General features: G+C 62.0%; 21 protein-coding genes. 9 read left to right on the top strand and 12 right to left on the bottom strand.

Annotation, left to right across the window (positions count from 1 at the left end; translation table 11 throughout):
- Positions 1–75 precede the first annotated feature (75 nt).
- Positions 76–1,722, bottom strand: coding sequence for a putative bifunctional diguanylate cyclase/phosphodiesterase (locus AC2LD7_RS00565; RefSeq protein ID WP_484596041.1), 1,647 nt, complete (start codon positions 1,720–1,722; stop codon positions 76–78).
- Positions 1,723–1,977: 255 nt separating this feature from the next.
- Between AC2LD7_RS00565 and rep the strand changes: the two genes are divergently transcribed.
- Positions 1,978–3,987 (top strand): DNA helicase Rep, encoded by a 2,010-nt coding sequence (gene rep / locus AC2LD7_RS00560; RefSeq protein ID WP_484595911.1) that lies wholly within the window; start codon positions 1,978–1,980, stop codon positions 3,985–3,987.
- 237 nt (positions 3,988–4,224) lie between these two features.
- Here rep and AC2LD7_RS00555 read toward each other — a convergent pair whose 3' ends face one another.
- The 5 genes from AC2LD7_RS00555 to gap form a co-directional block, all read right to left on the bottom strand.
- Positions 4,225–4,989, bottom strand: coding sequence for an IclR family transcriptional regulator (locus AC2LD7_RS00555; protein WP_484595910.1), 765 nt, complete (start codon positions 4,987–4,989; stop codon positions 4,225–4,227).
- A 323-nt stretch (positions 4,990–5,312) separates the two neighbouring features.
- Entirely contained in the window at positions 5,313–6,815 is a 1,503-nt protein-coding gene (locus AC2LD7_RS00550) for a CoA-acylating methylmalonate-semialdehyde dehydrogenase (RefSeq protein ID WP_484595909.1), read from the bottom strand.
- Positions 6,816–6,819: 4 nt separating this feature from the next.
- Positions 6,820–7,986 carry an iron-containing alcohol dehydrogenase gene (locus tag AC2LD7_RS00545; RefSeq protein ID WP_484595908.1) on the bottom strand — a complete coding sequence of 389 codons (1,167 nt, stop codon included), beginning with the start codon at positions 7,984–7,986 and terminating at the stop codon, positions 6,820–6,822.
- Between the two features lie 282 nt (positions 7,987–8,268).
- Positions 8,269–8,868: a cyclodeaminase/cyclohydrolase family protein gene (locus tag AC2LD7_RS00540; RefSeq protein ID WP_484595907.1), complete on the bottom strand. Its 600-nt coding sequence runs from the start codon at positions 8,866–8,868 to the stop codon at positions 8,269–8,271.
- Positions 8,869–8,882: 14 nt separating this feature from the next.
- The gene (gene gap, locus AC2LD7_RS00535) at positions 8,883–9,899 is read right to left on the bottom strand and encodes a type I glyceraldehyde-3-phosphate dehydrogenase (protein WP_484595906.1); all 1,017 of its coding nucleotides are present in this window, start codon (positions 9,897–9,899) and stop codon (positions 8,883–8,885) included.
- 170 nt (positions 9,900–10,069) lie between these two features.
- Between gap and AC2LD7_RS00530 the strand changes: the two genes are divergently transcribed.
- The 4 genes from AC2LD7_RS00530 to xpt all read left to right on the top strand — a co-directional run bounded on the left by AC2LD7_RS00530 (position 10,070) and on the right by xpt (position 14,581).
- Positions 10,070–11,605, top strand: a complete 1,536-nt coding sequence (locus AC2LD7_RS00530; RefSeq protein WP_484595905.1) for an alpha-amylase family glycosyl hydrolase — start codon at positions 10,070–10,072, stop codon at positions 11,603–11,605.
- Between the two features lies 1 nt (position 11,606).
- On the top strand, positions 11,607–13,223 hold the full coding sequence (locus tag AC2LD7_RS00525) for an alpha-amylase family protein (protein ID WP_484595904.1): 1,617 nt from the start codon (positions 11,607–11,609) through the stop codon (positions 13,221–13,223).
- Positions 13,224–13,226: 3 nt separating this feature from the next.
- Entirely contained in the window at positions 13,227–13,817 is a 591-nt protein-coding gene (locus AC2LD7_RS00520) for a 3-keto-disaccharide hydrolase (RefSeq protein WP_484595903.1), read from the top strand.
- Between the two features lie 191 nt (positions 13,818–14,008).
- Positions 14,009–14,581, top strand: a complete 573-nt coding sequence (gene xpt / locus AC2LD7_RS00515) for a xanthine phosphoribosyltransferase (protein WP_484595902.1) — start codon at positions 14,009–14,011, stop codon at positions 14,579–14,581.
- A gap of 9 nt (positions 14,582–14,590) precedes the next feature.
- Here the strand turns inward: xpt and AC2LD7_RS00510 are convergent, their stop codons facing one another.
- The 5 genes from AC2LD7_RS00510 to dadA form a co-directional block, all read right to left on the bottom strand.
- Complete coding sequence (locus AC2LD7_RS00510) at positions 14,591–15,109, bottom strand: cupin domain-containing protein (RefSeq protein ID WP_484595901.1); 519 nt, start codon at positions 15,107–15,109, stop codon at positions 14,591–14,593.
- 284 nt (positions 15,110–15,393) lie between these two features.
- Positions 15,394–15,816 carry a c-type cytochrome gene (locus AC2LD7_RS00505; protein WP_484595900.1) on the bottom strand — a complete coding sequence of 141 codons (423 nt, stop codon included), beginning with the start codon at positions 15,814–15,816 and terminating at the stop codon, positions 15,394–15,396.
- Between the two features lie 164 nt (positions 15,817–15,980).
- On the bottom strand, positions 15,981–16,529 hold the full coding sequence (locus tag AC2LD7_RS00500) for a cupin domain-containing protein (protein WP_484595899.1): 549 nt from the start codon (positions 16,527–16,529) through the stop codon (positions 15,981–15,983).
- Between the two features lie 100 nt (positions 16,530–16,629).
- The gene (locus AC2LD7_RS00495) at positions 16,630–16,986 is read right to left on the bottom strand and encodes a RidA family protein (protein ID WP_484595898.1); all 357 of its coding nucleotides are present in this window, start codon (positions 16,984–16,986) and stop codon (positions 16,630–16,632) included.
- On the bottom strand, positions 16,961–18,259 hold the full coding sequence (dadA, locus tag AC2LD7_RS00490) for a D-amino acid dehydrogenase (protein WP_484595897.1): 1,299 nt from the start codon (positions 18,257–18,259) through the stop codon (positions 16,961–16,963). The genes AC2LD7_RS00495 and dadA overlap by 26 nt, the downstream gene beginning before the upstream one ends.
- Before the next feature lie 145 nt (positions 18,260–18,404).
- On the opposite strand from dadA, the gene AC2LD7_RS00485 reads away from it, so the two are divergent.
- From AC2LD7_RS00485 to AC2LD7_RS00470, 4 genes are all read left to right on the top strand, one after another.
- Positions 18,405–18,893 (top strand): Lrp/AsnC ligand binding domain-containing protein, encoded by a 489-nt coding sequence (locus tag AC2LD7_RS00485; protein ID WP_484595896.1) that lies wholly within the window; start codon positions 18,405–18,407, stop codon positions 18,891–18,893.
- Between the two features lie 168 nt (positions 18,894–19,061).
- The gene (locus AC2LD7_RS00480) at positions 19,062–20,372 is read left to right on the top strand and encodes an NAD(P)/FAD-dependent oxidoreductase (RefSeq protein WP_484595895.1); all 1,311 of its coding nucleotides are present in this window, start codon (positions 19,062–19,064) and stop codon (positions 20,370–20,372) included.
- Positions 20,373–20,432: 60 nt separating this feature from the next.
- The gene (locus tag AC2LD7_RS00475; protein ID WP_484595894.1) at positions 20,433–21,983 is read left to right on the top strand and encodes a phospholipase D family protein; all 1,551 of its coding nucleotides are present in this window, start codon (positions 20,433–20,435) and stop codon (positions 21,981–21,983) included.
- A 172-nt stretch (positions 21,984–22,155) separates the two neighbouring features.
- On the top strand, positions 22,156–22,902 hold the full coding sequence (locus tag AC2LD7_RS00470) for a hypothetical protein (RefSeq protein WP_484595893.1): 747 nt from the start codon (positions 22,156–22,158) through the stop codon (positions 22,900–22,902).
- Positions 22,903–22,906: 4 nt separating this feature from the next.
- On the opposite strand, the gene AC2LD7_RS00465 is transcribed toward AC2LD7_RS00470, so the two are convergent.
- Positions 22,907–23,431 (bottom strand): Mpo1 family 2-hydroxy fatty acid dioxygenase, encoded by a 525-nt coding sequence (locus AC2LD7_RS00465; RefSeq protein ID WP_484595892.1) that lies wholly within the window; start codon positions 23,429–23,431, stop codon positions 22,907–22,909.
- Positions 23,432–23,518 lie beyond the last annotated feature (87 nt).

Genomic DNA, 23,518 nt, shown 5'->3' with positions numbered 1-23,518 from the left:
ACGAAAAGCATGACGGGGCAACCCAGGCTTTCCATCCAGCTTTCCAGCCCTGAATCGGAAGTCAGATTCCGGACACTAGCGTCCAGCCGCTTTGCTCGCGTTACCTTCGGTTTTCAGAAAAACGCTCAACTCCGCCAGTGGCAGAGGTTTGCTGATCAGATAGCCCTGCACCTGATCGGCGCCGAAGCGCCTTAGTTGCCCGAGCTGGGCGGCCACCTCCACCCCTTCGGCGACCACTTCCAGACCCAAATTGTGCGCCAGGCTGATCATGGCACGGACCAGCCGGCTGTTTTGTGGGCGCCGCGCCAGCTGCTCGACGAAGCTCTTGTCGATCTTGAGCAGACTGATGGGCAGCCGACTCAGGTGCACGAAGGAGGAGAAACCCGTACCGAAATCGTCCAGCGAAAAGCGTACACCCAGCTCCGCCAGTGCGTTCATGGTGCCGCGCACCTGGTCGCTGCGGCGCATCACCGCCGTCTCGGTGAGCTCGAACTCCAGCCAGTGCGGATCCACCCCGCGCTCTTTGATCAGCCGCTGCAGGGTAGCCAGCAGTTGGCTGTCCTGAAACTGTCGAAACGATAGATTGACCGCCATGTGCAGCTCGCCGGCGCCGCTCTCGCGCAGACTCTGCATGTCACGCAGCGCCCGTGAGATGACCCAGTAACCCAGCGGTACGATCAGCCCGCTCTCCTCGGCCATGGGAATGAACTCGTTCGGTGCCAGCAGACCGCGCTCGGCATGCGGCCAGCGCACCAGGGCTTCCATGCCGACGATTCGTCCGGTCTCCATGCACAGACGCGGTTGATAATGCAGTTCCAAATCGTCGCGGCGTAGCGCCCGGCGCAGCTCGCCCTCCAGATCCGCCAGGTTGCTGGCGCTGCGGTTGATCCGTTCGTTGTAGCGATACCAGGTGCAGCCCTGTTTGGCCTTCGCATGACGCATGGCAATCTGCGCCAGCCACAGCAGCTGATCGGCGTCAGCGTCGGCCTTGGCATGCGCCAGTCCGAGACTGCAGCCAAGTATCAGGCTTTCGCCATCGAGCCAGTAAGGCTCGGCCAGCGCCTCCACCACACGGTCGGCCACCCGTTCGGCGCGTCCGGGTTGGCGGGCGGTATCGAGCAGCAGCGAGAACTCGTCGCCCCCCAGCCGGGCAACCAGATCACCCACCTCCAACTGCGCCTTCAAGCGCGCCACCACCTGCAGAATGAGGCGATCCCCGGCCTGATGGCCAAGCGTGTCGTTGACTCGGCGGAAATTGTCCAGATCGAGAAGGCCGAGCACCAGCCCTTCGCCCTCGTGCTCGGCCAAACGTGCCGCGAGCAATGCCTGAAAGCCCTGACGATTGGCGATCCCGGTCAGCGAATCCTGTACCGCCAGGCGTTGCAGCGCGCCCTGCAGATTGCAACGCTCGCGGGCATAGCGCAGGGAGCGATGCAACATATCGGGATTGAGCTGCGGGCCGGTGAGCCAGTCGATCACGCCTTCCGGCATCTCATCAGGCTCTTCCTCGAGCAGTAACACCGTCGGCCAGGGGAAGCGAGCGGATGCGGGACGGCGACTTGGCGTCGTGAACAACAGGCTATGCCCGCCTTCGGCCAGATACTCCGTAACGGCGGGCCAGTTCTCGGCCACGATCAGCCGATGAGGGCTGCGCAACGCGTCCAGGGCGGCACGCAGACCTTCCCCCCATTCGGGCTCGTCGGCCAGCAGAACCAGACGCATAGGTTGTACGGACATGTGTATCCCCGGTTCGTGCGGAGCTGCAGGTGGATGACCACCTCGACAATTACACCTCCATGTGTGAAGCGGGGCGGGAGGCTGAGCAGCCTGAGCGGACGCCGCGCCCATAGACTAGAGGATTCCGGCCGCTAGCAAACCCCCACTTGCGACGACCGGCACCCATGTGGTCCCGACGCAGCTATCCCGTCGTCCCAGCCCTGCTAAACTCTCGCCCCCGCTTCTACAGACCAAACGAGAATGTCCCGACTCAATCCCCGGCAGCAGGAAGCCGTGAACTACGTCGGCGGTCCCATGCTGGTGCTCGCCGGCGCCGGCTCCGGCAAGACCAGCGTGATCACCCGCAAGATCGCTTACCTGATCCAGCAATGCGGCATCCGCGCGCAATACATCGTCGCCGTGACCTTCACCAACAAGGCCGCGCGCGAGATGAAGGAGCGCGTCGGCAGCCTGCTGCGCGGCGGCGAAGGGCGCGGACTTACGGTGTCGACATTCCACAATCTCGGTCTGAACATCATTCGCAAGGAATACGCCCGGCTGGGCTACAAGCCGGGCTTCTCGATCTTCGATGAGGGCGATATCAAGGCGTTGCTGACCGACATCATGCAGAAGGAATATGCCGGTGATGACGGCGTCGACGGGATCAAGAATTACATCGGTAGCTGGAAGAACGACCTGATCACGCCCGAACAAGCGCTGAGCGAGGCTCGCAATCCGAAAGAACAGACCGCGGCGATCGTCTACATCCACTACCAACGCACGCTGAAGGCGTACAACGCGGTCGACTTCGACGACCTCATCATGCAGCCGGTGAAGCTCTTTCAGGACAACCCCGACGTACTGGAAAAGTGGCGCAACAAGGTCCGCTACATGTTGGTGGACGAGTACCAGGACACCAACGCCAGCCAATATCTGCTGGTGAAATTGCTAGTGCAGGAGCGCGCGCACTTCACCGTGGTGGGTGATGACGACCAGTCGATCTACGCCTGGCGTGGCGCGCGACCGGAAAACCTGATGCAGCTCAAGGATGATTTCCCCTCGCTGAAAGTGGTGATGCTGGAGCAGAACTACCGCTCCACCAGCCGCATCCTCAAATGCGCCAACGTGCTGATCGCCAACAACCCGCACGCATTCGAAAAACAGTTGTGGAGCGAGATGGGCCACGGCGACGCGATCCGTGTGATCCGTTGCCGCAACGAGGAAGCCGAAGCCGAGCGCGTGGCGATGGAAATCCTCACCTTGCACTTGAAGACCGAACGGCCGTACAGCGACTTCGCCATCCTCTATCGAGGCAACTACCAGGCCAAGCTGATCGAGCTGAAACTGCAGCATCACCAGATTCCCTATCGCCTGTCCGGCGGCACCAGCTTCTTCGGTCGTCAGGAAGTAAAGGACTTGATGAGCTACTTCCGTCTGCTGGTCAATCCGGACGACGACAATGCCTTTCTGCGCGTGATCAACGTGCCGCGTCGCGAGATCGGCTCCACCACACTGGAAAAGCTCGGCAACTACGCCACCGAACGCAAGATCTCGATGTACAACGCCTGCGACGAGATTGGCCTGGGCGAACATCTGGACAGCCGCTTCACCGATAGACTGTCGCGCTTCAAGCGCTACATGGACAACCTGCGCCAGCAATGCGCGCAGAACGACCCGATCGCCGCCCTGCGCAGCATGGTCATGGACATCGACTACGAGACCTGGGTGCGCGCACAAACCTCCAGCGACAAGGCCGCGGACTTCCGCATGGGTAACGTCTGGTTCCTCATCGACGCGTTGAAAAACACCCTGGAGCGCGACGAAGAAGGCGGCATGACCATCGAGGAAGCCATCGCCAAGCTGGTACTGCGCGACATGCTCGAACGCCAGCAGGAAGAGGAAGAAGGCGCCGAAGGCGTGCAGATGATGACCCTGCACGCCTCCAAGGGCCTTGAATTCCCCTATGTGTTCATCCTCGGCATGGAGGAGGAAATTCTCCCGCACCGCTCCAGCATCGAAGCCGACACCATCGAGGAGGAGCGCCGCCTGGCCTACGTCGGCATTACCCGTGCCCGGCAGAACCTCGCGATGACCTTCGCCGCCAAGCGCAAGCAATACGGCGAAATTATCGAATGCATGCCCAGCCGCTTCCTCGACGAACTGCCGCAGGAAGACCTGGAATGGGAAGGCCAGGATGATGCGCCGGTGGAAGTGAAGGCCGCTCGTGGCAACGATGCCTTGGCCGCGATGCGGGCCATGCTCAAGCGTTAAAAAAGCCGGCAGCGGGCGAAGCACGAACGGCTTCAGAATTACCGCCTGACGCCCCGAAAAGCATCGCCCCGAGGTCGGGCCTCCCACCAAAGCGTCCTCTGCACACCACTCTCCCTGTGGGACGCGCACCCCCGCGGCGATGCAGCCCGAAGGATTGCCAAAAAGGCTGAAACCAGGGGTGGGCAAACGCACCTAGGCAAAAACCACCCGACAACACGTGAGGCTCCTTACGCCGCTTCAACCGCTGACAATCGCCTCCAGCTCCTTCGCCGCCGCGCGCAACCGGGGGACGAACGCCAGCAGCGGATCCATCGCACAGCGAATCACCGGGGCGTGGGTGAACAGGCAGGCGGTCAGTTCGCCGCGGCCATCGCGCACCGGGACTGCGCAGGCGACCATGCCGTCGATGAATTCCTCCGAGTCAGTGGCCAGATCCTCTTCGCGAATCCGCGCGAGATCGTCACGCAAGGCACTGAGGTCGGTGATGGTGTTGCGCGCCACTCGCTGGATTGGCAGTCGCGGCAAGATCCTTTCCAACTGATCGGGCGGCAGCGATGCGAGATAGAGCTTGCCGCTGGCGGTGCACCAGAGCGGTGTGTGGCTGCCGATGGGCAGGTTGATCTGCAGCGGCCAGTTGGTCTGCACCCGGTCGAAATAAAGCATGTCCAGGCCATCGGGAACCGACAGGCCGCAGGTTTCGCCGATCTCGTCGGACAGCTGTCGCAGGATCGCCTGACGCAGCGCCTTGTGCCGACCACTACCGAGGATGTTCACTGCCGTCGCGTGCAGCCGATCACCCGGCAGCAAACCGCCACGCAGGCCAAATTGCAGGAAGCCCTCCTTTTCCAGTGTCTGCACCAGCCGATGAGCGCTGGCCTTGGGAATATCGAGCTTTTCCGCCAGGGCGCTGGGCGACAGCGGTTCCGTCGCGCCAGCCACCGCCTCGATGATTTCCAGCACGCGGGTAATGGAGGAGCCTTTTTCACGGGGGGTACTGCGCATGGCGATGCCCGTTGCGGTAAGTGAAGAAACAACCGCCCAAGCGGCGGCAAAGTTTAATTGAAACGCGAGAGCCGAGCTGGTCCTTGTAGGGCGGGGCCACCCTACAGGGGTTCGTTTAGCTGCCGCATCCGTAGGGTGGGCTTCAGCCCACCGCCTGCGCGCACAGCATTCGAATCGGCAGCGAATCAGAACGAGCGCGCTTCGTCAGCAGTTACGCTTTGCCGCTGCCAATCGGTGGGCTGAAGCCCACCCTACAGTGCTGAAGCCCACCAGATAATCACCCGCAATGCCAAAGCGAAACGCCTCCCGGCACATCCCCGGCCTTACTTCATCGTCGGCATCGAGAAGTCCGCGCCAGCGCGAATGCCGGTCGGCCAGCGCCGAGTTACGGTCTTCATCCGGGTGAAGAAGCGCACGCCGTCCGGGCCGTGCATGTTCAGCGGGCCGAAGATCGAGCGCTTCCAGCCGCCGAAACAGTGAAACGCCATCGGCACCGGAATCGGCACGTTGACGCCGACCATGCCGACCTTGACGTTTTCCTCGTACTGCCGCGCCGTATCACCGTCGCGGGTGAAGATCGAGGTGCCGTTGCCGTACTCGTGGTCGTTGACCAGTTTCAATGCCTCATCGAACGAGTCGACGCGCACCACCACGAGCACCGGGCCGAAGATTTCTTCCTGATAGATGCGCATCTGCGGCGTGACCCGGTCGAACAGGGTCGGGCCCACGTAGAAGCCATTCTCGTAACCCTCGACCTTCAGCCCGCGTCCGTCGCAGACCAGCGTTGCGCCCTCTTCCACGCCCAGGTCGATATAGCCGGACACCTTCTGCTGATGCTCACGAGTGACCAGCGGCCCCATATGCGGCTCGGGCTCGACGCCCGTACCCGGCCCGGTACGCATCCCGGCAATCTCGCCCTTGAGCATCTCGACCAGATTGTCCGCGACAACATCGCCGACGCACACCGCCACCGAGATCGCCATGCAGCGCTCACCCGCCGAGCCGTAGGCGGCGCCCATCAGCGAACTGACCACTTGCTGCGGATCGGCGTCGGGCATGATCACCATGTGGTTTTTCGCCCCGCCCAACGCCTGGCAGCGTTTCCCATGCGCCGACGCGGTGCTGTAGATGTACTCGGCGATAGGCGTCGAGCCGACGAAACTCACCGACTGCACGCGCTCGTCGGTCAGCAGTACGTCCACCGCCTCCTTGTCGCCGTTGACGATATTTAGCACGCCTGCCGGCAGTCCGGCTTCGGCCAGCAACTCACCGAGCAGCATGGTCGCGCTCGGGTCCTTCTCCGACGGCTTGAGGACGAAAGTATTGCCGCAAGCAATGCCCACCGGCAGCATCCACAGCGGCACCATGGCCGGGAAGTTGAACGGGGTGATGCCGACGCACACGCCCAGCGGCTGCATCAGCGAGTTGGAATCGATGTCGCGCCCGACGTTGGACGAGAACTCGCCCTTGAGCAGGTGCGGGATGCCGCAGGCGAATTCCACCACTTCCAGACCGCGAGTCACTTCACCCTGGGCGTCGGAGAACACCTTGCCGTGCTCCAGCGAGATCAGCCGCGCGACATCGTCGCGCCGCGCTTCGAGCAGCGATTTGAAGCGGAACATTACCCGCGCGCGCACCAGCGGCGGCGTCTTCGACCAACCTTCGAAAGCGGCCTGGGCGGCAGCGATGGCCTCGCGGGTTTCGTCCGCCGACGACAGCGAGACATAAAGGCGCGGTTCGCCGGTGGCCGGGTTGAATACTGTCGCGTGGCGTTCGGAGCGGCCAGCGACGGCCTCGTTGTTGATCAGGTTGCCGAGGGTCTGCATGGGGTTACTCCTGGTTCCAGACGATTTCGTAGAGGTCGATGATTTCCGCTTCGCTGGGTACGCGCCGGTTGTTGCCCGGCGAGCCAGAGGCCAGCGCCTGCTTCGCCATGGTTTCGCGCAGCTCGAAGAAGCGCTCACGGGTGATGCCGAACTGCTCGGGTCCGGGCACCTGCAATTCCTTATTGATCGCGCGCAGTTCGGCCAGCAACTTTTGATTGGCCACATCCACGCTGTCGCCCTCGCCCGCCACACCCATGGCACGGGCGCAATCGGCGTAGCGCTCGGGTGCCGCCGGGATCGAAAAGGCTGTAATGGCTGGCAGCAACATCGCATTGGAAAGGCCGTGCGGCACGTGAAAGAACGCACCGATCGGCCGGCTCATCCCGTGCACCAGCGCTACCGAGGCGTTGGAAAAGGCGATACCGGCGAGCGTTGCGCCGAGCATCATCGCCTCACGTGCGTCGCGGTTGCCCGGCTCGTGATAGGCCGCGCGCAAATTAGGCGCCAGCAGACGCATGGCCTGCAGCGCCTGGGCATCGCTGTAGAGGCTGGCCTTGCGGCTGACGTAGGCCTCGATGGCGTGGGTCAGCGCATCGATACCGGTATCGGCGGTTACCCGCGGCGGCAGCGAGAGGGTCAGCTCGTAGTCGATCAGCGCGGCCACCGGCATGAAGCCAAGGCCGGCGCAGAGCATTTTCTCGTCGCTGGTTTCGTCGGTGATGATGGTGAAACGGGTCGCCTCGGAGCCGGTGCCGGCTGTGGTGGGAATGGCGATCAGCGGCAGACCGGCCTCGCTGACATCGCGCGGGAAGCGGTAGTCGCGCATCTCGCCGCCGAACTTGCCGAGGATGCCGATGGCCTTGGCCGAGTCGATCGGGCTGCCGCCGCCGAGCGCGATGATCGAGTCGTAGTTGCCCTGGCGGACCATCTCCACCCCTGCATGAATGGACGCTGCGGTGGGTTCGGGCAGGGTATCGGCGAAGCAGTCATTGGGAATGTCGGCCTTGGCCAGGATCTCGCTGATCCGCGCCACATAGCCGAGCTCGACCATCATCCGGTCGGTGACGATCAATGGACGCTTGCAGCCCAGGTTATCCAGCACGGAGACGATTTGCTGGCTGGCGCCGGCGCCGACTTCCATCAGGCGCGGCAGGACGATGCGATGGCTCATGGGTTTCTCCAGGTGCGGCCGCGAGGTCCAGGCGCCCGACAAGACGGTTTATCCGCCGGCGGGGAAGCGTGTGTGCACGCAGCGATTGCAAAGGGTGACCTCAGGGTCTCGTTGTTATTTTGGAACCATATGTCTCATTACTGCGTTCAGAGTAGGAAGAGCAAGCGGCAGGCGTCAACCTAAAATGAGACATTTTTTCTCGAATTAGAAATCATCGTTCCTGCTCGGAGCTTAGACGCGGCGCGATCAATCACGGCGACGTCGAATCGCTCCGCGACCGGTTCAGTCGGAGCCCAAGCCAGCCTGTTGAACTTGATCGAGTAGCTCATCGGCCTGCTCCTGCAGCCGTCGACGCGCCTGTCCCGCCTGATCGCGCTCGGATGCGTCCTCGACCATTGGCAGGTCGGCATCGACATTGATCAGCGCGGCGCTGAGCGCGGCATGAATAAGCACACCGCCAGCCTGCACATCGCTGCGCACCATCGGCACCACCTGCGGCCAGGCGGCGACCGCGAGGCTGAGCGCTTGCACGCAGCAGTGCGCCAACGCCAGCGGCACGGCACAGGCCTGACGAGACGTCGCCTGCTGCTGCTCGGGCTGGCCCTCATGAGCAGCGCTCAGATAATCACCGAACGCCTGCATGTCATCGTCGGCAAAGGCGCCCGGCCTACCCAGCAATGCTTCAGCCGATTGCACCAGACGCAGGCGCGCCGCGACGGATTCGTGATCCTCACTGATTCGCAGCCCCTTGAGCACCAGAGCCAGACCGATATCAGCGGTGACCGCCGCCGCAGCACCGCAGCCAGGCGTAGGCTGGTTGGCTGCGGTGGCATTCCGAAAGGCGGCGAGGCTCTGTGTCCAGACGCTGGCAGCTGCGCTCATGTCGATACCTCTTGCTAGCTGGCGAGCGCGGTGCCGTCGCCCCAGGCCAACAGCACGTCGAGCATGCGATTGGAGAACGCCCATTCGTTGTCATACCAGGCCAGCACCTTGATCAGGTCGCCTTGCACTCGGGTGTGGCTGAGATCGGCTACGCAGGAAACCGGATAGCCATTGAAATCGCTGGATACCAAAGGCCGGTCGTTGCACTCCATCACGCCCAATGGCATGTTCCGTGAGCCTTCGAGCAATATCCGATTGATCGCCTCGACACTGGCCGGTGGGCGTTCGGCGGTGAAAGTCAGATCGACCAGAGAGACGTTGGGCGTCGGCACCCGCACCGACAGGCCATCCAGGCGCCCGGCCAGCTCCGGCAGCACCAGGCCGATGGCCTTGGCCGCACCGGTAGTCGAGGGAATCATCGATTGCGCGGCGGCACGGGCGCGGTAGAGATCCTTGTGCGCCTTATCCAGCAGATTCTGGTCGTTGGTATAGGAATGGACGGTGTTGAGCAGCCCTTGGCGAATGCCTACCGCCTCGTGCAACACCTTGGCCAGCGGCGCCAGACAGTTGGTGGTACAGGACGCATTGGAAACCACCCGCTGACTGCCCAGCAGGTGATGGTTGACGCCATAGACCACGGTCAGGTCAGCGCCATCCAGTGGATGCGAGGCGAATACCCGCTGGGCACCCGCCTGCAGGTGCTGTTCGATCATTCCGCGCTGCTTGAACTTACCCGAACACTCCAGTACCACATCAATCCCCAGCTGCTTCCACGGCAGCTGGCTGGGATCGCGCTCCTGCAACAGGCGAATCGACTGACCACGAATCTGCATCACGTCATCGTGAAGATCGACCTGCTCTTGAAAACGCCCGAACGTGGTGTCGAACCGCGTCAGATGAGCCATCGCCGTCCTGTTGCTGAGGTCATTGATCGCCTCGATGTGGATCTGGTTCTCCAGCTTTCGCTCGAACAGGGCTCGCAATACGGCTCGGCCGATACGGCCGTAACCATTGATGGCAATACGCAACATGGCGCTCTCCTGGGTCATTGAGGCTTTTAGCTTAGGTGGAGTATCTGCGCTGGCGTTCATCGGTATCCGTGAGGGATCAATGAAATGGCGAACCCAGGCGCCGCTCGCCAGTCGTAACCAGACAGGTCCGCTGCACCGGGCCTGCCGCACACCGGAAAAGGGGCACGAGCATGAGCGAGTCAACCCAGCCACCGTGGTGGAAAGGCGCCACCGTCTATCAGATCTATCCGCGATCCTTCGCTGACAGCAATGGCGACGGCATTGGCGACCTCAACGGCGTGCTGCGCCACTTGGATCATCTGCAGCATCTGGGCGTCGACGCCCTGTGGCTGTCTCCGATCTTCCGTTCGCCGATGGCCGACGCCGGCTACGACATCAGCGACTACTGCGACATCGACCCGCTGTTCGGCTCGCTGGCAGACATCGACCAGCTGATCGCCGAGGCGCACGCCCGTGGCATGCGCCTGCTGCTGGACTTCGTGCCCAACCACACCTCTGATCAACATCCCTGGTTCGTCGAGTCGCGCCGCTCGCGGGACAATCCCAAGCGCGATTGGTACATCTGGCGTGATGAGCCCAATAACTGGCGCGCCGCCTTAAATGCCGGCAGCGCCTGGACCTGGGACGAGCCTACTCAACAGTACTATCTGCATCTGTTCTTGCCCGAACAGCCGGACCTCAATTGGCGCAACCCGGAGGTAGTCGAGGCGATGCATGACGTGCTGCGCTTCTGGCTTGATCGCGGCGTCGACGGGTTCCGCATCGATGTCATCCATTGCACCGGCAAAGACCTGAGCTTCGCCGACGATCCGCGCTGCCTGTCCGGCCAACCGCTGGCCGATTTCAACGATCAGCCCTACAGCCATGAGGTGCTGCGTGGCCTGCGGCGGTTGGTCGATAGCTATCCCGGCGAGCGCGTGCTGGTCGGTGAGGTGAACATCCGCTCCACCGAACGGGTGTTGCAGTACTACGGAGCCAGCGATGAGCTGCATATGTCGTTCAACTTTCAGCCGTTGGATGCGCCCTGGGACCCGGTGATGTTCCGCACCTGCATCCGCGACGTCGAAGCGCTGCTGAAACCGGCCGACGCCTGGCCGACCTGGGTGTTGTCCAACCACGATAACCATCGCCAGCGCAGCCGCTATCAGGGCTCGCTGCGCAGCGCACAAGCCGCCGCGGTGTTGCTGCTGACGCTGCGCGGCACGCCGTTCATCTACCAGGGCGAGGAGCTGGGCCTGGAAGATGCCTTGATCACGCCGGAAACACAGATCGATCCCGGCGGCCGCGATGGCTGCCGCGCGCCGATCCCCTGGCTGGCAGCGCCGCCTCACGGCTGGGAAGGCAATACGCCCTGGCTTCCGTTTCCGCCGGAAAGCGATGAACTGGCCGCCGAACGACAACTGCATGCAGCAGGATCGACCCTTGAGCTCTATCGCCGATTGATCGCCGCGCGCAAACGCAGCCCCGCACTGCTTCACGGTGACTGGGAAGAATTGCCGTCGCACCCCAACGTCCTGGCCTACCGTCGGCAACTCGGCGATGACCAACGGGTGATCTGCCTGAACTTCGCCGACGAGCCCCACGCCTTCCCGATCAATGGCGACTGGCGAATCGAAATCGCCAGCGACGCTCAGGGCGAAGACGAACCCTATTCCGGCGAACTGGCGGCAGGCCAGGCGTTGCTCCTCTGCGCTAAGGAACACTGATATGCGACCACTCTGGTACCGAAACGCGGTGATCTATCAGATCGACCCGTCGTTGTTTCTCGACATCAATGGTGACGGATGCGGCGATCTGCGCGGCGTCACCGAGCGCCTGGACTATGTCCGCGGCTTGGGCGCCACGGCCATCTGGCTGATGCCGTTCTACCAGTCGCCGTTTCGCGACGCCGGCTACGATGTCAGCGATCACCTGCAGGTCGACCCACGCTTCGGCGACCTCGCCGATGTCGTGTATATGCTGGAAAAGGCCGAGGAGCTGGGTCTGCATGTGATGATCGAGCTGGTGGTTCAGCACACCTCCAGCGATCATCGCTGGTTTCAGGAAGCACGGCGCGACCGGCAATCGCCCTACCGGGACTTCTACCTCTGGGCAGACGAACCGGATGACAGCATCGAGCCGATCTTTCCCACCGTGGAAAAAAGCGTCTGGACCTGGGACGACGAAGCCGGACAGTACTACCGCCACCTGTTCTACAGCCATGAGCCGGATCTGAACCTGGGCAACCCGAAAGTGCTCAAGGAAATCGAACGCATCATGGCGTTCTGGCTGCGTCTGGGTGTGTCGGGTTTTCGCGTCGACGCCGCTTCACATCTGGTAGAGCAGGCCGGCAGCGGCGACAGCGACGGCTACTGGCTGCTCGAACACATGCGCGACTTCGTCACGCTGCGCCGGCCCGAAGCCGTGCTGCTGGGCGAGGTCGATGTAGAGCCCGAGCAATACCGCGACTATTTCGGCGAAGGTGATCGGCTGACGCTTTTGCTGAACTTCTGGGCCAACAACCACTTCTTTTTGGCGCTCGCACGCAGCGAGGCGGAACCCCTTCATCGTGCACTGGAACGCCAACCGGGCCCGCCCGAGCGTGCCCAGTACGCTATCTGGCTACGCAATCACGACGAACTGGATCTGGAACGGCTGAGCGATGACGAACGCGAGGAAGTCATGCAAGCCTTCGCGCCCGAACCCGATATGCGCGCGTATAACCGCGGCATACGGCGACGCCTGGCACCCATGCTCGAAGGCCATGAGCGGCGCATCGCCATGGCTCACGCATTGATGTTCGCGCTGCCCGGCACACCGATTGTCCGTTACGGCGAAGAAATCGGCATGGGCGACGACCTGTCGCGGCCCGAGCGCCTGGCGGTGCGCACCCCGATGCAATGGTCCAACGAACCCAACGCAGGGTTCTCCTGCGTGGGCACGCCGCAGCTTGCGGCGCCGCTGATCGACGAGGGGACGTTCGGCTATCAGCAAAGAAACGTCTACGCCCAAACCCTGCGCGATGATTCCTTGCTGGCCAAAACCGGCAACATGATCCGCACCCGTATCGGCCTGCGCGAGATCGGCGGTGGCCAGCACCGCCCGGTCGAGACGAATTGTCCATCGGTGTTCGCCATTCGTCATGACAATGACTCAACCGTGCTGATGCTGGTGAACCTGGCGGACCGAGCGCTCGACGTCGAGATCGCCGCCGAGGATCTGCAGGACATGGTCGACGTGCTGGCCGATAGCGAATACGAACAGCCCGAGGGGCACCCGCTGCGAATACACCTGAACGGCTACGGCTACCGCTGGCTGCGCCGTAAGCAACAATTGTTCGGGTAGGGGATGAAACGCGAATTGGACGTCACGCAATGGCGTGGATGGCGAGTCGAGGGCTTTCCCACCGATAGCTGGCGAAGCGCCGGAGACGAAGTCTTGGCTATCGCTGGCGCCGCGCGAGTCGATCTGGTGTCGCTGCAGCGCTACCGGGATTTTGTCTTCCGTTTCGAGTTTGCCCTGCCCGTCGCCGGCAACTCCGGCGTGCTCTGTCGCGTGGAAGAAGACGTCGAATTCAGCTGGCACAGCGGGCCGGAGATGCAGCTGCTCGACGATGCCGGGCACCCCGACGGCCATGAGCCGACCACACGAAACGGCGCGCTGTACGGGTTGCTGGCGCCAGAGCCGGCCACGCACATCGAACCGGACGTGTTCGTCGAAGCGGCATTGATCGTGCGCGATGGCAGCGTCGAGCACTGGTTGCGCGGCCGGCGAGTGGTCAGCTATCAGCTCGACGATCCGGCCCTGCGAGCGCGGATCGCCCAAAGCAAATTCGCCGGATTCCCACGCTTCGCCCAGGCAGCCGAGGGCCATATCGTGCTGCAGCACCATGGCGAGGCGGCACACTTTCGCCGCTTGTCGATCGAAACACTGGACTGAACGGTCCTCTTGGACCAACGGGCCGAATTGAGCGAGAATGCGCCGCTTTCCAGGCTGCGGAACACGCTGGCGGGTGGAAGCAAGATCGAAAACGGGCTGGGCGCTCGCCATGATGGCGCAGCGCCCGGTTGGCTTTCGGGACGGCGAATCGTCAGACGTACCGGGCCGCCCACGCTTGAGGTAGCGCGTTTGTGGAACAGCTGAAACAGAAGATCCGCAATGAAGGCATCGTACTCTCCGACCGAGTACTCAAGGTCGATGCCTTTCTGAACCATCAGATCGACCCTGTACTGATGCAGCAGATCGGTCGGGAATTCGCCCGGCTGTTCCGCGATGAAGGCATCACCAAGATCGTCACCATCGAGGCCTCCGGCATCGCGCCCGCGATCATGGCGGGACTGGAGCTCGGCGTACCGGTGATCTTCGCCCGTAAGCATCAGTCGCTGACGCTCACCGACCACCTGCTGACCGCCTCGGTGTACTCGTTCACCAAGCAGGTCGAAAGTACCATCGCGATTTCCACCAACCATCTGTCCGCCGCCGACCGGGTACTGATCATCGACGACTTCCTGGCCAACGGCAAAGCCGCCAAGGGCCTGATCTCGATCATTCAGCAGGCAGGCGCAAGCATCGCCGGGCTGGGTATCGTCATCGAGAAATCGTTCCAGGTCGGTCGCCAGGAGCTTGAAGAAGCCGGTTTCCGTGTCGAGTCGCTGGCCCGCGTGGCGGCGCTCAGCGACGGCCAGGTCGTTTTCGTCGAGTAAGCGTCCGCTTCACTCCCTGCGCCAAAGCGATACCAGCGCGCCCTGGGTCCCGGCGACCGGATCACTCACCGGTACGCCGACCCGCTCGGCACGCGCACGCGCTTCGTCGTGGCTGCGCTCGTCCGGGCGCAGCAGATCGTACTGTTGAGCCACCGGATAACCGCCCACCACCTCGAAATCATCGCTGGCGCTCAGCTGACAGTGGCCGGTGCCGGCGGGTAACACCAGTGCGTCTCCCGCCGTCACTTCGACCTCACTGCCGCTTTCTCCGCCGAGCATCAGCCGCGCCGAACCTCGCGAGACGCCGAGCACTTCATGGGCGGTGGAATGATAGTGGTGATAGTCATAGACACCGGCGCGCCATTGCGCCGGCCATAAATGGCTGTCGAACAGACTCTCGAAGGCAGCGGCATAGTCCGGATCGGCCAAGGGCAACTGGCGGTATACCAGCACCGGATGCGGGCTGTTCGGTGTGCGGCCATCACTGGCGAAATGCAGCTGCTCGGGTTGTGGGGCGGAACTGGGCATGGGCATTTTTCTCGCTGTACCAAGAGCCGTTGTGTGCGGCCTTCGAAAGGGTTTGAAGTTTCGACCCAATGCCGCGCGGCTTTACTCCCGCCAGAAACGACAAAGCCGCCCGAACAGACCGTGTGAAAACGTAGCGAGCGAAGGTTAGGCAAGGCAAAAACAGGCGAGGAAGCGGAGTTTACGAGTTGTAAATGAGCATTCCGAGCCTGTTTTTAACGCGGCCTAACAGAGCGTAGTAGTTTTCACACAGTCTGCGAAGGCGGCCTTGTCTGACCGGCCGAGACTTAGAGGCCGGACATATGCTTGATGGCGGCTAGCAGTTCGTCATCCGAGCAATCGGCACAGGTGCCTTTCGGCGGCATGGCGTTGATGCCGGTGATGGCTTTGGCCAGCAGACCATCTAAGCCACCCTCTTTATCAGCGCGCGCTTGCCATGCAGCAGCGTCACCGATCTTCGGCGAGTTCAGCAGGCCAGTGCCATGACAGGCGTTGCAAAACTGGCCAACCACGGCTTCACCGCTGCGGGCAGCGCCGCCAGCGGCAGCCGCCGCAGGGCCAGCAGCCGCGCATTCCTCACCTTGAATACATACTTCGCCCACCGGCTTGAGTCGCTCGGCGATGTCGTCGTTGGTCGCAGCCTGAGCACTCATTGCCCACAGGGCCACTACGGCAGTCTGCGCTACCAGGATCTTCTTAATCAGGTTCACCTTACACCCTCATGTGGCTAGACATGCCCGCGGCCACGGTTACGCGAGCGGCGGTTAGTATAGCGGCAAGCCATGCTTGCCGAAACAACCCGTGTTGCGCGGGCCTCGCCAGCGACGCTGTGTCGCATCGCCAGTTCGCCCAGTGCTGAGACTGATCGTCAGGCTTAAAAATTCGCCGGTGTCGTCGCGCTGATCAGCTTGGCAGGCGCATCGAACGGATTGCGGAAACGATGCGGCTTGCTGCTCTCGAAGTAATAGCTATCGCCGGTTTCGAGCACGTAGGTCTGACCGTTCACCGTCAGCTCCAGGCGCCCTTCAACCAGCATCCCAGCCTCTTCGCCCTGGTGCGAAAGCATGTCGGTGCCGGTATCGGAGCCGGGCGGATAGGTTTCCGCGAGAAACGCGATAGCCCGCCCCGGATGGGCCTTGCCGACGAGCTTCATACTTACCGCGCCGTCGGAAATATCGATCAGCTCGCTCGCCTTGTAGACCACCTGGGTGTCGCCATCTTGTTCGAAATCAGGCGAGAAAAATTCCACCAAAGACATCGGAATGCCGCTCAGCACTTTTTTCAGCGAGCTGATGGAGGGGCTAACGCTGTTTTTCTCGATCATCGAAATCGTGCTGTTGGTAACGCCTGCACGTTTGGCGAGTTCACGCTGGGACAGGCCCTTGAGTTTGCGGATGGTTTGCAGTCGAACGCCAACGTCCAATACGGGAGCCCCCAATCAAGAGCGGAGTGAAGAGGCCGCTATGATGGCAATGGCGTTCAGTATTTTCAACACAACGGGACGAAACGCGAAAAAGCCCCGGTCATTCAGGCAACGCCGCCACGACCGATAACTCGACGAGAATCTCCGGCTCGCAGAGCTTGGCCTCCACCGTAGCGCGTGCCGGGGCGACCCCATCAGATAGCCACTGATCCCAAACGGCGTTCATGCCGGCGAAATGGGCATCGATATTCTTCAGGTAGATGGTGACCGAAAGAATGTGCTGCTTGTCGGTACCCGCCTCGGCCAGCAGCCGTTCGATATGCGCAAGCGTCTCGCGGGTTTGCTGTTCCACACCCGCGCTCATGTCATCGCCCACCTGACCGGCCAGATAAACCGTGCCACGGTGGATGACGATCTGGCTCATGCGGGCGTTAGTGCGCAGGCGCTGTATGGGCATGTTTGTGCGACTCCTTGGTCGGGCCGTAACGGAAGATATCCAGGCCGTCAGTACTGATCTGGGTTCGTTTTTTTGCCAGCATGTCAGCCAGTAAACGACCGGAACCACAGGCCATGGTCCAGCCCAGCGTACCGTGCCCGGTATTCAGAAACAGATTGCGATAGGCGGTGGCGCCGATGATCGGTGTGCCGTCGGGAGTCGCCGGTCGTAACCCGGCCCAGAGTTCCGCATTGCTCGGATCGCCACCCAGCGGGAATAGATCACTGACCACCATTTCCAAGGTTTCGCGTCGACGCGGATTCAGTGACAGGTCGTGGCCGGCGATCTCCGCCATGCCGCCGACGCGGATGCGCTGATCGAAGCGGGTGATGGCGACCTTGTAGGTTTCGTCCAGCACAGTGGATACCGGCGCCATGGACGGATCGCTGATTGGCACAGTCAGCGAATAGCCCTTGAGCGGATAGACCGGAGCGCGGATACCCAGTGGTTTGAGCATCTGCGGGCTGTAGCTGCCCAGCGCCAGTACGTAGCGATCGGCCGTTTCCAACTTACCGTCGATCCACACGCCGTCGAGACGATCACCGGAATGCGCCAGGTACTGAATATCCTGACCAAAGCGGAACTCCACACCCATCTCGCGCGCCATCTCGGCCAGCTTGGTGGTGAACATCTGGCAATCGCCGGTCTGGTCGTTGGGCAGGCGCAGCGCGCCGCTGAGCTTGTCAGACACGCGAGCGAGCGCCGGCTCGGCGCGGGCGATGCCGGCGCGATCGAGCAGCTCGTAGGGAACGCCCGAGGCTTCCAGCACGGCGATGTCCTTGGCGGCGTTATCCAGCTGGGCCTGGGTACGGAACAGCTGAGTGGTGCCGCACTGTCGGCCTTCGTAATCGATGCCGGTTTCAGTACGCAGTTCGTCCAGGCAGTCGCGGCTGTATTCGGATAGCCGCACCATGCGCTCCTTGTTTACCGCATAGCGCGCCGCCGTGCAGTTGCGCAGCATTTGCGCCATCCACAGGTATTGCTGGATGTCACCGGTGAGTTTGATGGCCAGCGGTGCGTGGCGCTGCAACAACCACTTGATGGCCTTCAGCGGCACGCCAGGTGCAGCCCAGGGCGACGCATAGCCGGGCGAGACCTGGCCGGCATTGGCGAAACTGGTCTCCATCGCCACGGCGGGCTGACGGTCGACGACCACCACCTCGAACCCAGCCCGAGCCAGATAGTAGGCACTGGTTGTGCCGATCACGCCGCTACCCATCACCAAGACACGCATCGTTGCCTCCCACCCGGTTTACCGGCTTTCCGAGTCACCATTAGTGCGGAGTATAAAAAGCGCTGGGTAGTGGCTTTCACCATATAAACCGCTATCTTTGCGATTTATTCACGCCAAAAACCGCTTATCTGGAGGCGATACGCCTATGCGGACCAAGCATCAAGTCCGTCGCGAACTGGACAAAATCGACCGACAAATCCTCCGCCTGCTGCAAGCGCAAGGGCGCATGCCGTTCACCGAACTGGGCGAACGCATTGGCCTGTCCACCACGCCCTGCACCGAGCGCGTACGGCGGCTGGAACGCGAGGGGATCATCATGGGTTACTCGGCCCGGCTGAATCCGCAACACCTTAAGGGCGGGCTGCTGGTCTTCGTCGAGATCAGCCTGGCCTACAAGTCTGGCGATATTTTCGAAGAGTTCCGGCGCGCCGTGCTCAAGTTGCCCCATGTGCAGGAGTGTCATCTGGTCTCGGGTGACTTCGACTATCTGATCAAGGCGCGGATCTCGGAGATGGCGTCGTACCGCAAGCTGCTGGGTGACATCCTGCTCAAACTGCCCCATGTGCGTGAATCGAAAAGCTACATCGTCATGGAGGAAGTGAAGGAATCGTTGGAAATGCCGGTGCCGGACTGAGCAGTTGGAGGCTGCAGGCTGCAGCCTGAAAAGTGTGAGGCGGCACTGGAACTGCTTTTCTCGTCCAGCTTCCAGCGTCCAGCGCCTCTCGTCGGCACTTCAGCTTTTTTGCGTCGCGTCTGATCTCCGGTCTACCCTCCAGCCAGTCCAACCGTCCAAGGCTGAGCCATGTCTACCCGCCCAACACCCGCTCTCGTACAAGATCACGCCGCTTCCTATTACGCCGCCAGCGTCAATCGGAACCTCGAATTCGCGCCGTTGCAGGGCGAGCAGCAGGCCGATGTGTGCATCGTCGGCGGCGGTTTCAGCGGTCTCAATACCGCCATCGAACTGGCCGAGCGCGGCCTGTCGGTGGTGCTGCTGGAAGCCCACCGGATCGGTTGGGGTGCCAGCGGTCGAAACGGCGGCCAGCTGATTCGCGGTGTCGGGCATGACGTCGAACAGTTTCAGCCGGTGCTTGGCGATGAGGGCGTCGATACGCTCAAACGCATGGGGTTCGAGGCGGTCGACATCGTGCGCCAGCGCATCGAGCGTTACGGCATCGATTGCGACCTCACCTGGGGTTATTGCGACCTGGCGACCAAGCAGCGGCACGTCGATGGGTTCGAAGCGGACTACGCCGACCTCAAGCGCCTCGGCTATCCGCACCCACTGCGCCGCGTGCCGAAAGACGGTATGCGCGCGGTGATCGGCTCCGATCGTTATCTCGGTGGTTTGATCGACATGGGCTCGGGCCATCTACATCCGCTCAATTTGGCGCTGGGCGAAGCCGCCGCAGCACAGTCGCTGGGCATCCGATTGTTCGAGCGATCGGCGGTGAAGCGCATCGATTACGGCGCCCAAGTGCGGGTGCATACGGCTCAGGGTAGCGTTCGCGCCGGGCAGCTGGTGCTGGCCTGCAATGCCTATCTGGGGAAGCTGAATTCAACGCTCGCGGGCAAGGTGCTGCCGGCCGGCAGTTACATCATCGCCACTGAGCCGCTGCCCGAGGCGCTCGGGCGCGAACTGCTGCCGCAAAACATGGCGGTATGCGATCAACGGGTGGCGCTGGATTACTTTCGTCTTTCCGCCGATGGTCGCCTGCTGTTCGGCGGCGCCTGTCATTACTCGGGTCGAGATCCGAAGGATATCGCCGCGTATATGCGGCCGAAGATGCTCGAGGTATTTCCACAGCTGCAGGGCACCAGAATCGACTTTCAGTGGGGCGGCATGATCGGCATCGGCGCCAATCGGCTGCCACAGATTGGCCGGTTGCCGGACCAGCCCAACGTCTATTACGCCCAGGCCTATGCCGGGCATGGACTGAACGCCACACACCTGGCAGGCCGACTGCTAGCCGAGGCTATCAGCGGAAAGATCCAGGGTCGCTTCGATTTGTTTGCGCGTGTACCTCACCCCACCTTCCCCGGCGGCCAGCGCTTGCGCTCGCCATTGCTGGCGTTGGGCATGCTCTGGTATCGACTCAAGGATCAACTCTGAATTTCGCCGCTGCGCTGACGTCCAATTGCCAAGGAACGATAACCATCGACAGGAGTGACCTTGCGCATGCGTCTGCTGCTTGTGGCGATGCTGTTGCTGGCTGGCTGCGCCGGACACGTTGTCCCCACGACCCCGTCCTATAGGCTACCGAACCAAGGCTCGGCACTGGCCCAACGAATCGAGGCGATTGCAGCCGATCAGCCGACGGACGATTCCGGCTTTCGTCTGTTGCCTGACAGCTCCGAAGCCTTTTCCGCGCGCATGGAAATGATTCGCCAGGCCGAGACGAGCCTCGACGTGCAGTACTACATCGTCCACGACGGCCTCAGCACCCGTGCGCTGATCGATGAGTTGATCAAGGCCGCAGACCGCGGCGTCAGGGTCCGACTGCTACTCGATGACACCACCAGCGATGGCAGCGATTACCAGATCGCGACGCTCGCAGCTCACCCGAACATTCTCATCCGTGTCTTCAATCCGCTGCATATCGGGCGCAGCAACATCGTCACTCGTTCCCTCGGCCGCCTGCTTCATCTCTCACAGCAACATCGGCGCATGCATAACAAGCTCATGCTAGCCGACAGCAGCCTGGCGATCGTCGGCGGTCGCAACCTGGGCGACGAATATTTCGATGCCGATCAGCGCTTCAATTTCACAGACATCGACCTGCTCGCCGCCGGTCCGGTCGCCGAACAGCTGGCGGGCAGTTTCGACCTGTACTGGAACCATGACCTGAGCGTACCGATTCAGCACTTTCTCCGGCATCCGCCCAATGTCGACGAGCTGAACGAGGCGCGTCGGCAGATCGCAGGATATCTGCGAAGCGAGCGGGACAAGGACAGTCAGCGTTATCGACACCTGATGGGAACACTGCAGAAACCGTTGCTCGATAGCTGGCTGGACGAGCTGATTTGGGCGCCAGGCGAGGCGCTATGGGACCACCCGGACAAGATCGAAGCACCCGGCATCCCGGACGATAAGCTGTTGCTTACCACCCAGTTGCAACCAAGCATGGATGCGGTCCGGCGCTCGATGACCCTGGTTTCGGCCTATTTCGTGCCGACCGACGAGGGCGTCGACTATCTGGCCGGGCATGCCCGGGACGGCGTTGCCATAAAGATACTGACCAACTCCCTAGAAGCTACTGACGTCCCTGCCGTCCATGGTGGTTACGCGCCCTACCGAGTCAGGTTATTGAAGGCCGGGGTCCGGCTATTCGAACTGCGCCGCCAGCCGGACCAGGAAACGTCCTACAACCTGATCGGCGAATCCGAGTCCAGCCTGCACAGCAAGGCCGCTGTATTTGACCAGGAGAACGTATTTCTCGGATCGCTGAATTTGGACCCCCGCTCGGTACTCTGGAACACTGAAGTCGGCATTTTGATTCACAGCCCCGAACTAGCCCGTGAAGTACAGCGCCTGACCCTCGAAGGCACCTCACCGGCAATCAGTTACGAGGTGCGGCTGATCGAGCGCAACGGCCGCGAACAGCTGATCTGGATCGCCGAAGACGAGGGCCAACGAAAGGTTCTATTAGATGAGCCGGGCGGCAGTTGGCGTCGTTTCAATGCCTGGTTCAGCCAGGTGATCGGGCTGGAGCGCATGCTCTAGCCAGCCGGAACGGCCATACTTGGTGGCAAAAAGGCCAAGGCAGCCTGCCAACTGGCCGCTCCAACTTAATTCATTCTTTGGTGTGATACCGGCGTGCCATCAGCTGGTTAGGCTACCGCGTGTTGCCGTCGCATACGGCACTTGCTCTATAAAAATAAATAAGGAGCGCGACATGCCTCTTCGCAAATGGATATGGACGTTGGCCTTGCTGGCGAGCTGGTTCCCTGCATTGCTCAACTCCGCCCAAGCTCAATCGTTCACCGCGTTGGAAAGCATGCAAATACATGCCAACCGCGCCACCAGCAGTTTCCTGCTCTACCGCGGCGAGGGCTTTCAGAAAGCGCATCTAGCGCGCATGGAAAGCGACCTCCAAGCGCTAGACGCCACGGTAGCGGGCTTCCCTGGCGCCAGCAAAGAATTGCGGGAACTGCATCAGATTCTTCAGGCCACGCTGCGCGAAGGCGCAGGATTCGGTTACGAAGAAGACGACATGCCGTGGGGCTGGCCGTTGCAAATGAGCAAGGCGCTGCGTGACTTCCTTACCGCGGTGCGCAGCCAGCAAGGCGCCGATTTCCGCGCCGAGTTACCAGCCAAAGTGGAATACCTCGCTGTGCAGTACTTGAGTCGCGCCTATGTCGGCTCCTTCGAAACCGCCCGCGAGCAGCCAGACACCTACCTCGGCCAGGATGAGCGACGCCTGGTGCCCTCGATCGACGAGCAGCTCGCGGCACTGGACGACAAATCGAATCCGGCCGTCGCCAAACTGAAAACTCGCTGGGACTTTCTCAAGGTCGCGCTCGAGGATATGAACAGCGGTAACAACAGCTTCAATACCGCCTCAGGACGAGCCTTCGCGCCGATCATGGTCGATCGTCACGCGCGCAGCCTCAGCGATCAATGGATGGCGCTCGCCCCCTGACACGTCAGGCATCGATCGGGCGTTGGCGCAGCCGCACCGGTCCAACCCGCCCCTCGATGGCCTGACGCAGCGGCTCGCGCAAGCCGAGCAGAAAGCCCAGCTCGGCCGCGACGAACAGCGGCCCGATGATCAGCCCGGTCAGGTCATCGACGAAAGCCGGTTTGCGTCCTTCGAAGTAATGGCCGACGAACTGGATGACCCAGCCCACCACGAATGACCCGATCCCCATGCTCAGCCAGATGGTCGACGACTGCTGCGCCAGCAATGCGCCCACCCAGACGCAGAGCAGCAGCACCAGACTCATGAGCAGCGCATAACGCAGATCGAGCCGCAGATAGAACAACGCCGCCGCCAGAGCGACCAGCGCCGCCGGGCTCATCCAGATACCGGACAGTTCCATGCCGGGACGCGACAGCAACACCGCGACCGCCAGCACGATCATCGGAATGCCGATGAAATGGCTGAGCAGATTGCGCGGGTCGCGGTGATAGGCGGCGTATTGCGCCAGGTGATCGGTCAGCGTTTTCATGACTAGCTCCGGGTGGCTTCAGCTACAAGCTTAGCCAGCTTGTCGGCGCACCGGGCGGCCATGAGTGGCGGGCGAGTGCCAAAGATC

The sequence above is a fragment of the Stutzerimonas sp. genome (assembly GCF_982611455.1).
This window is presented reverse-complemented; position numbering and strand designations above follow the sequence as displayed.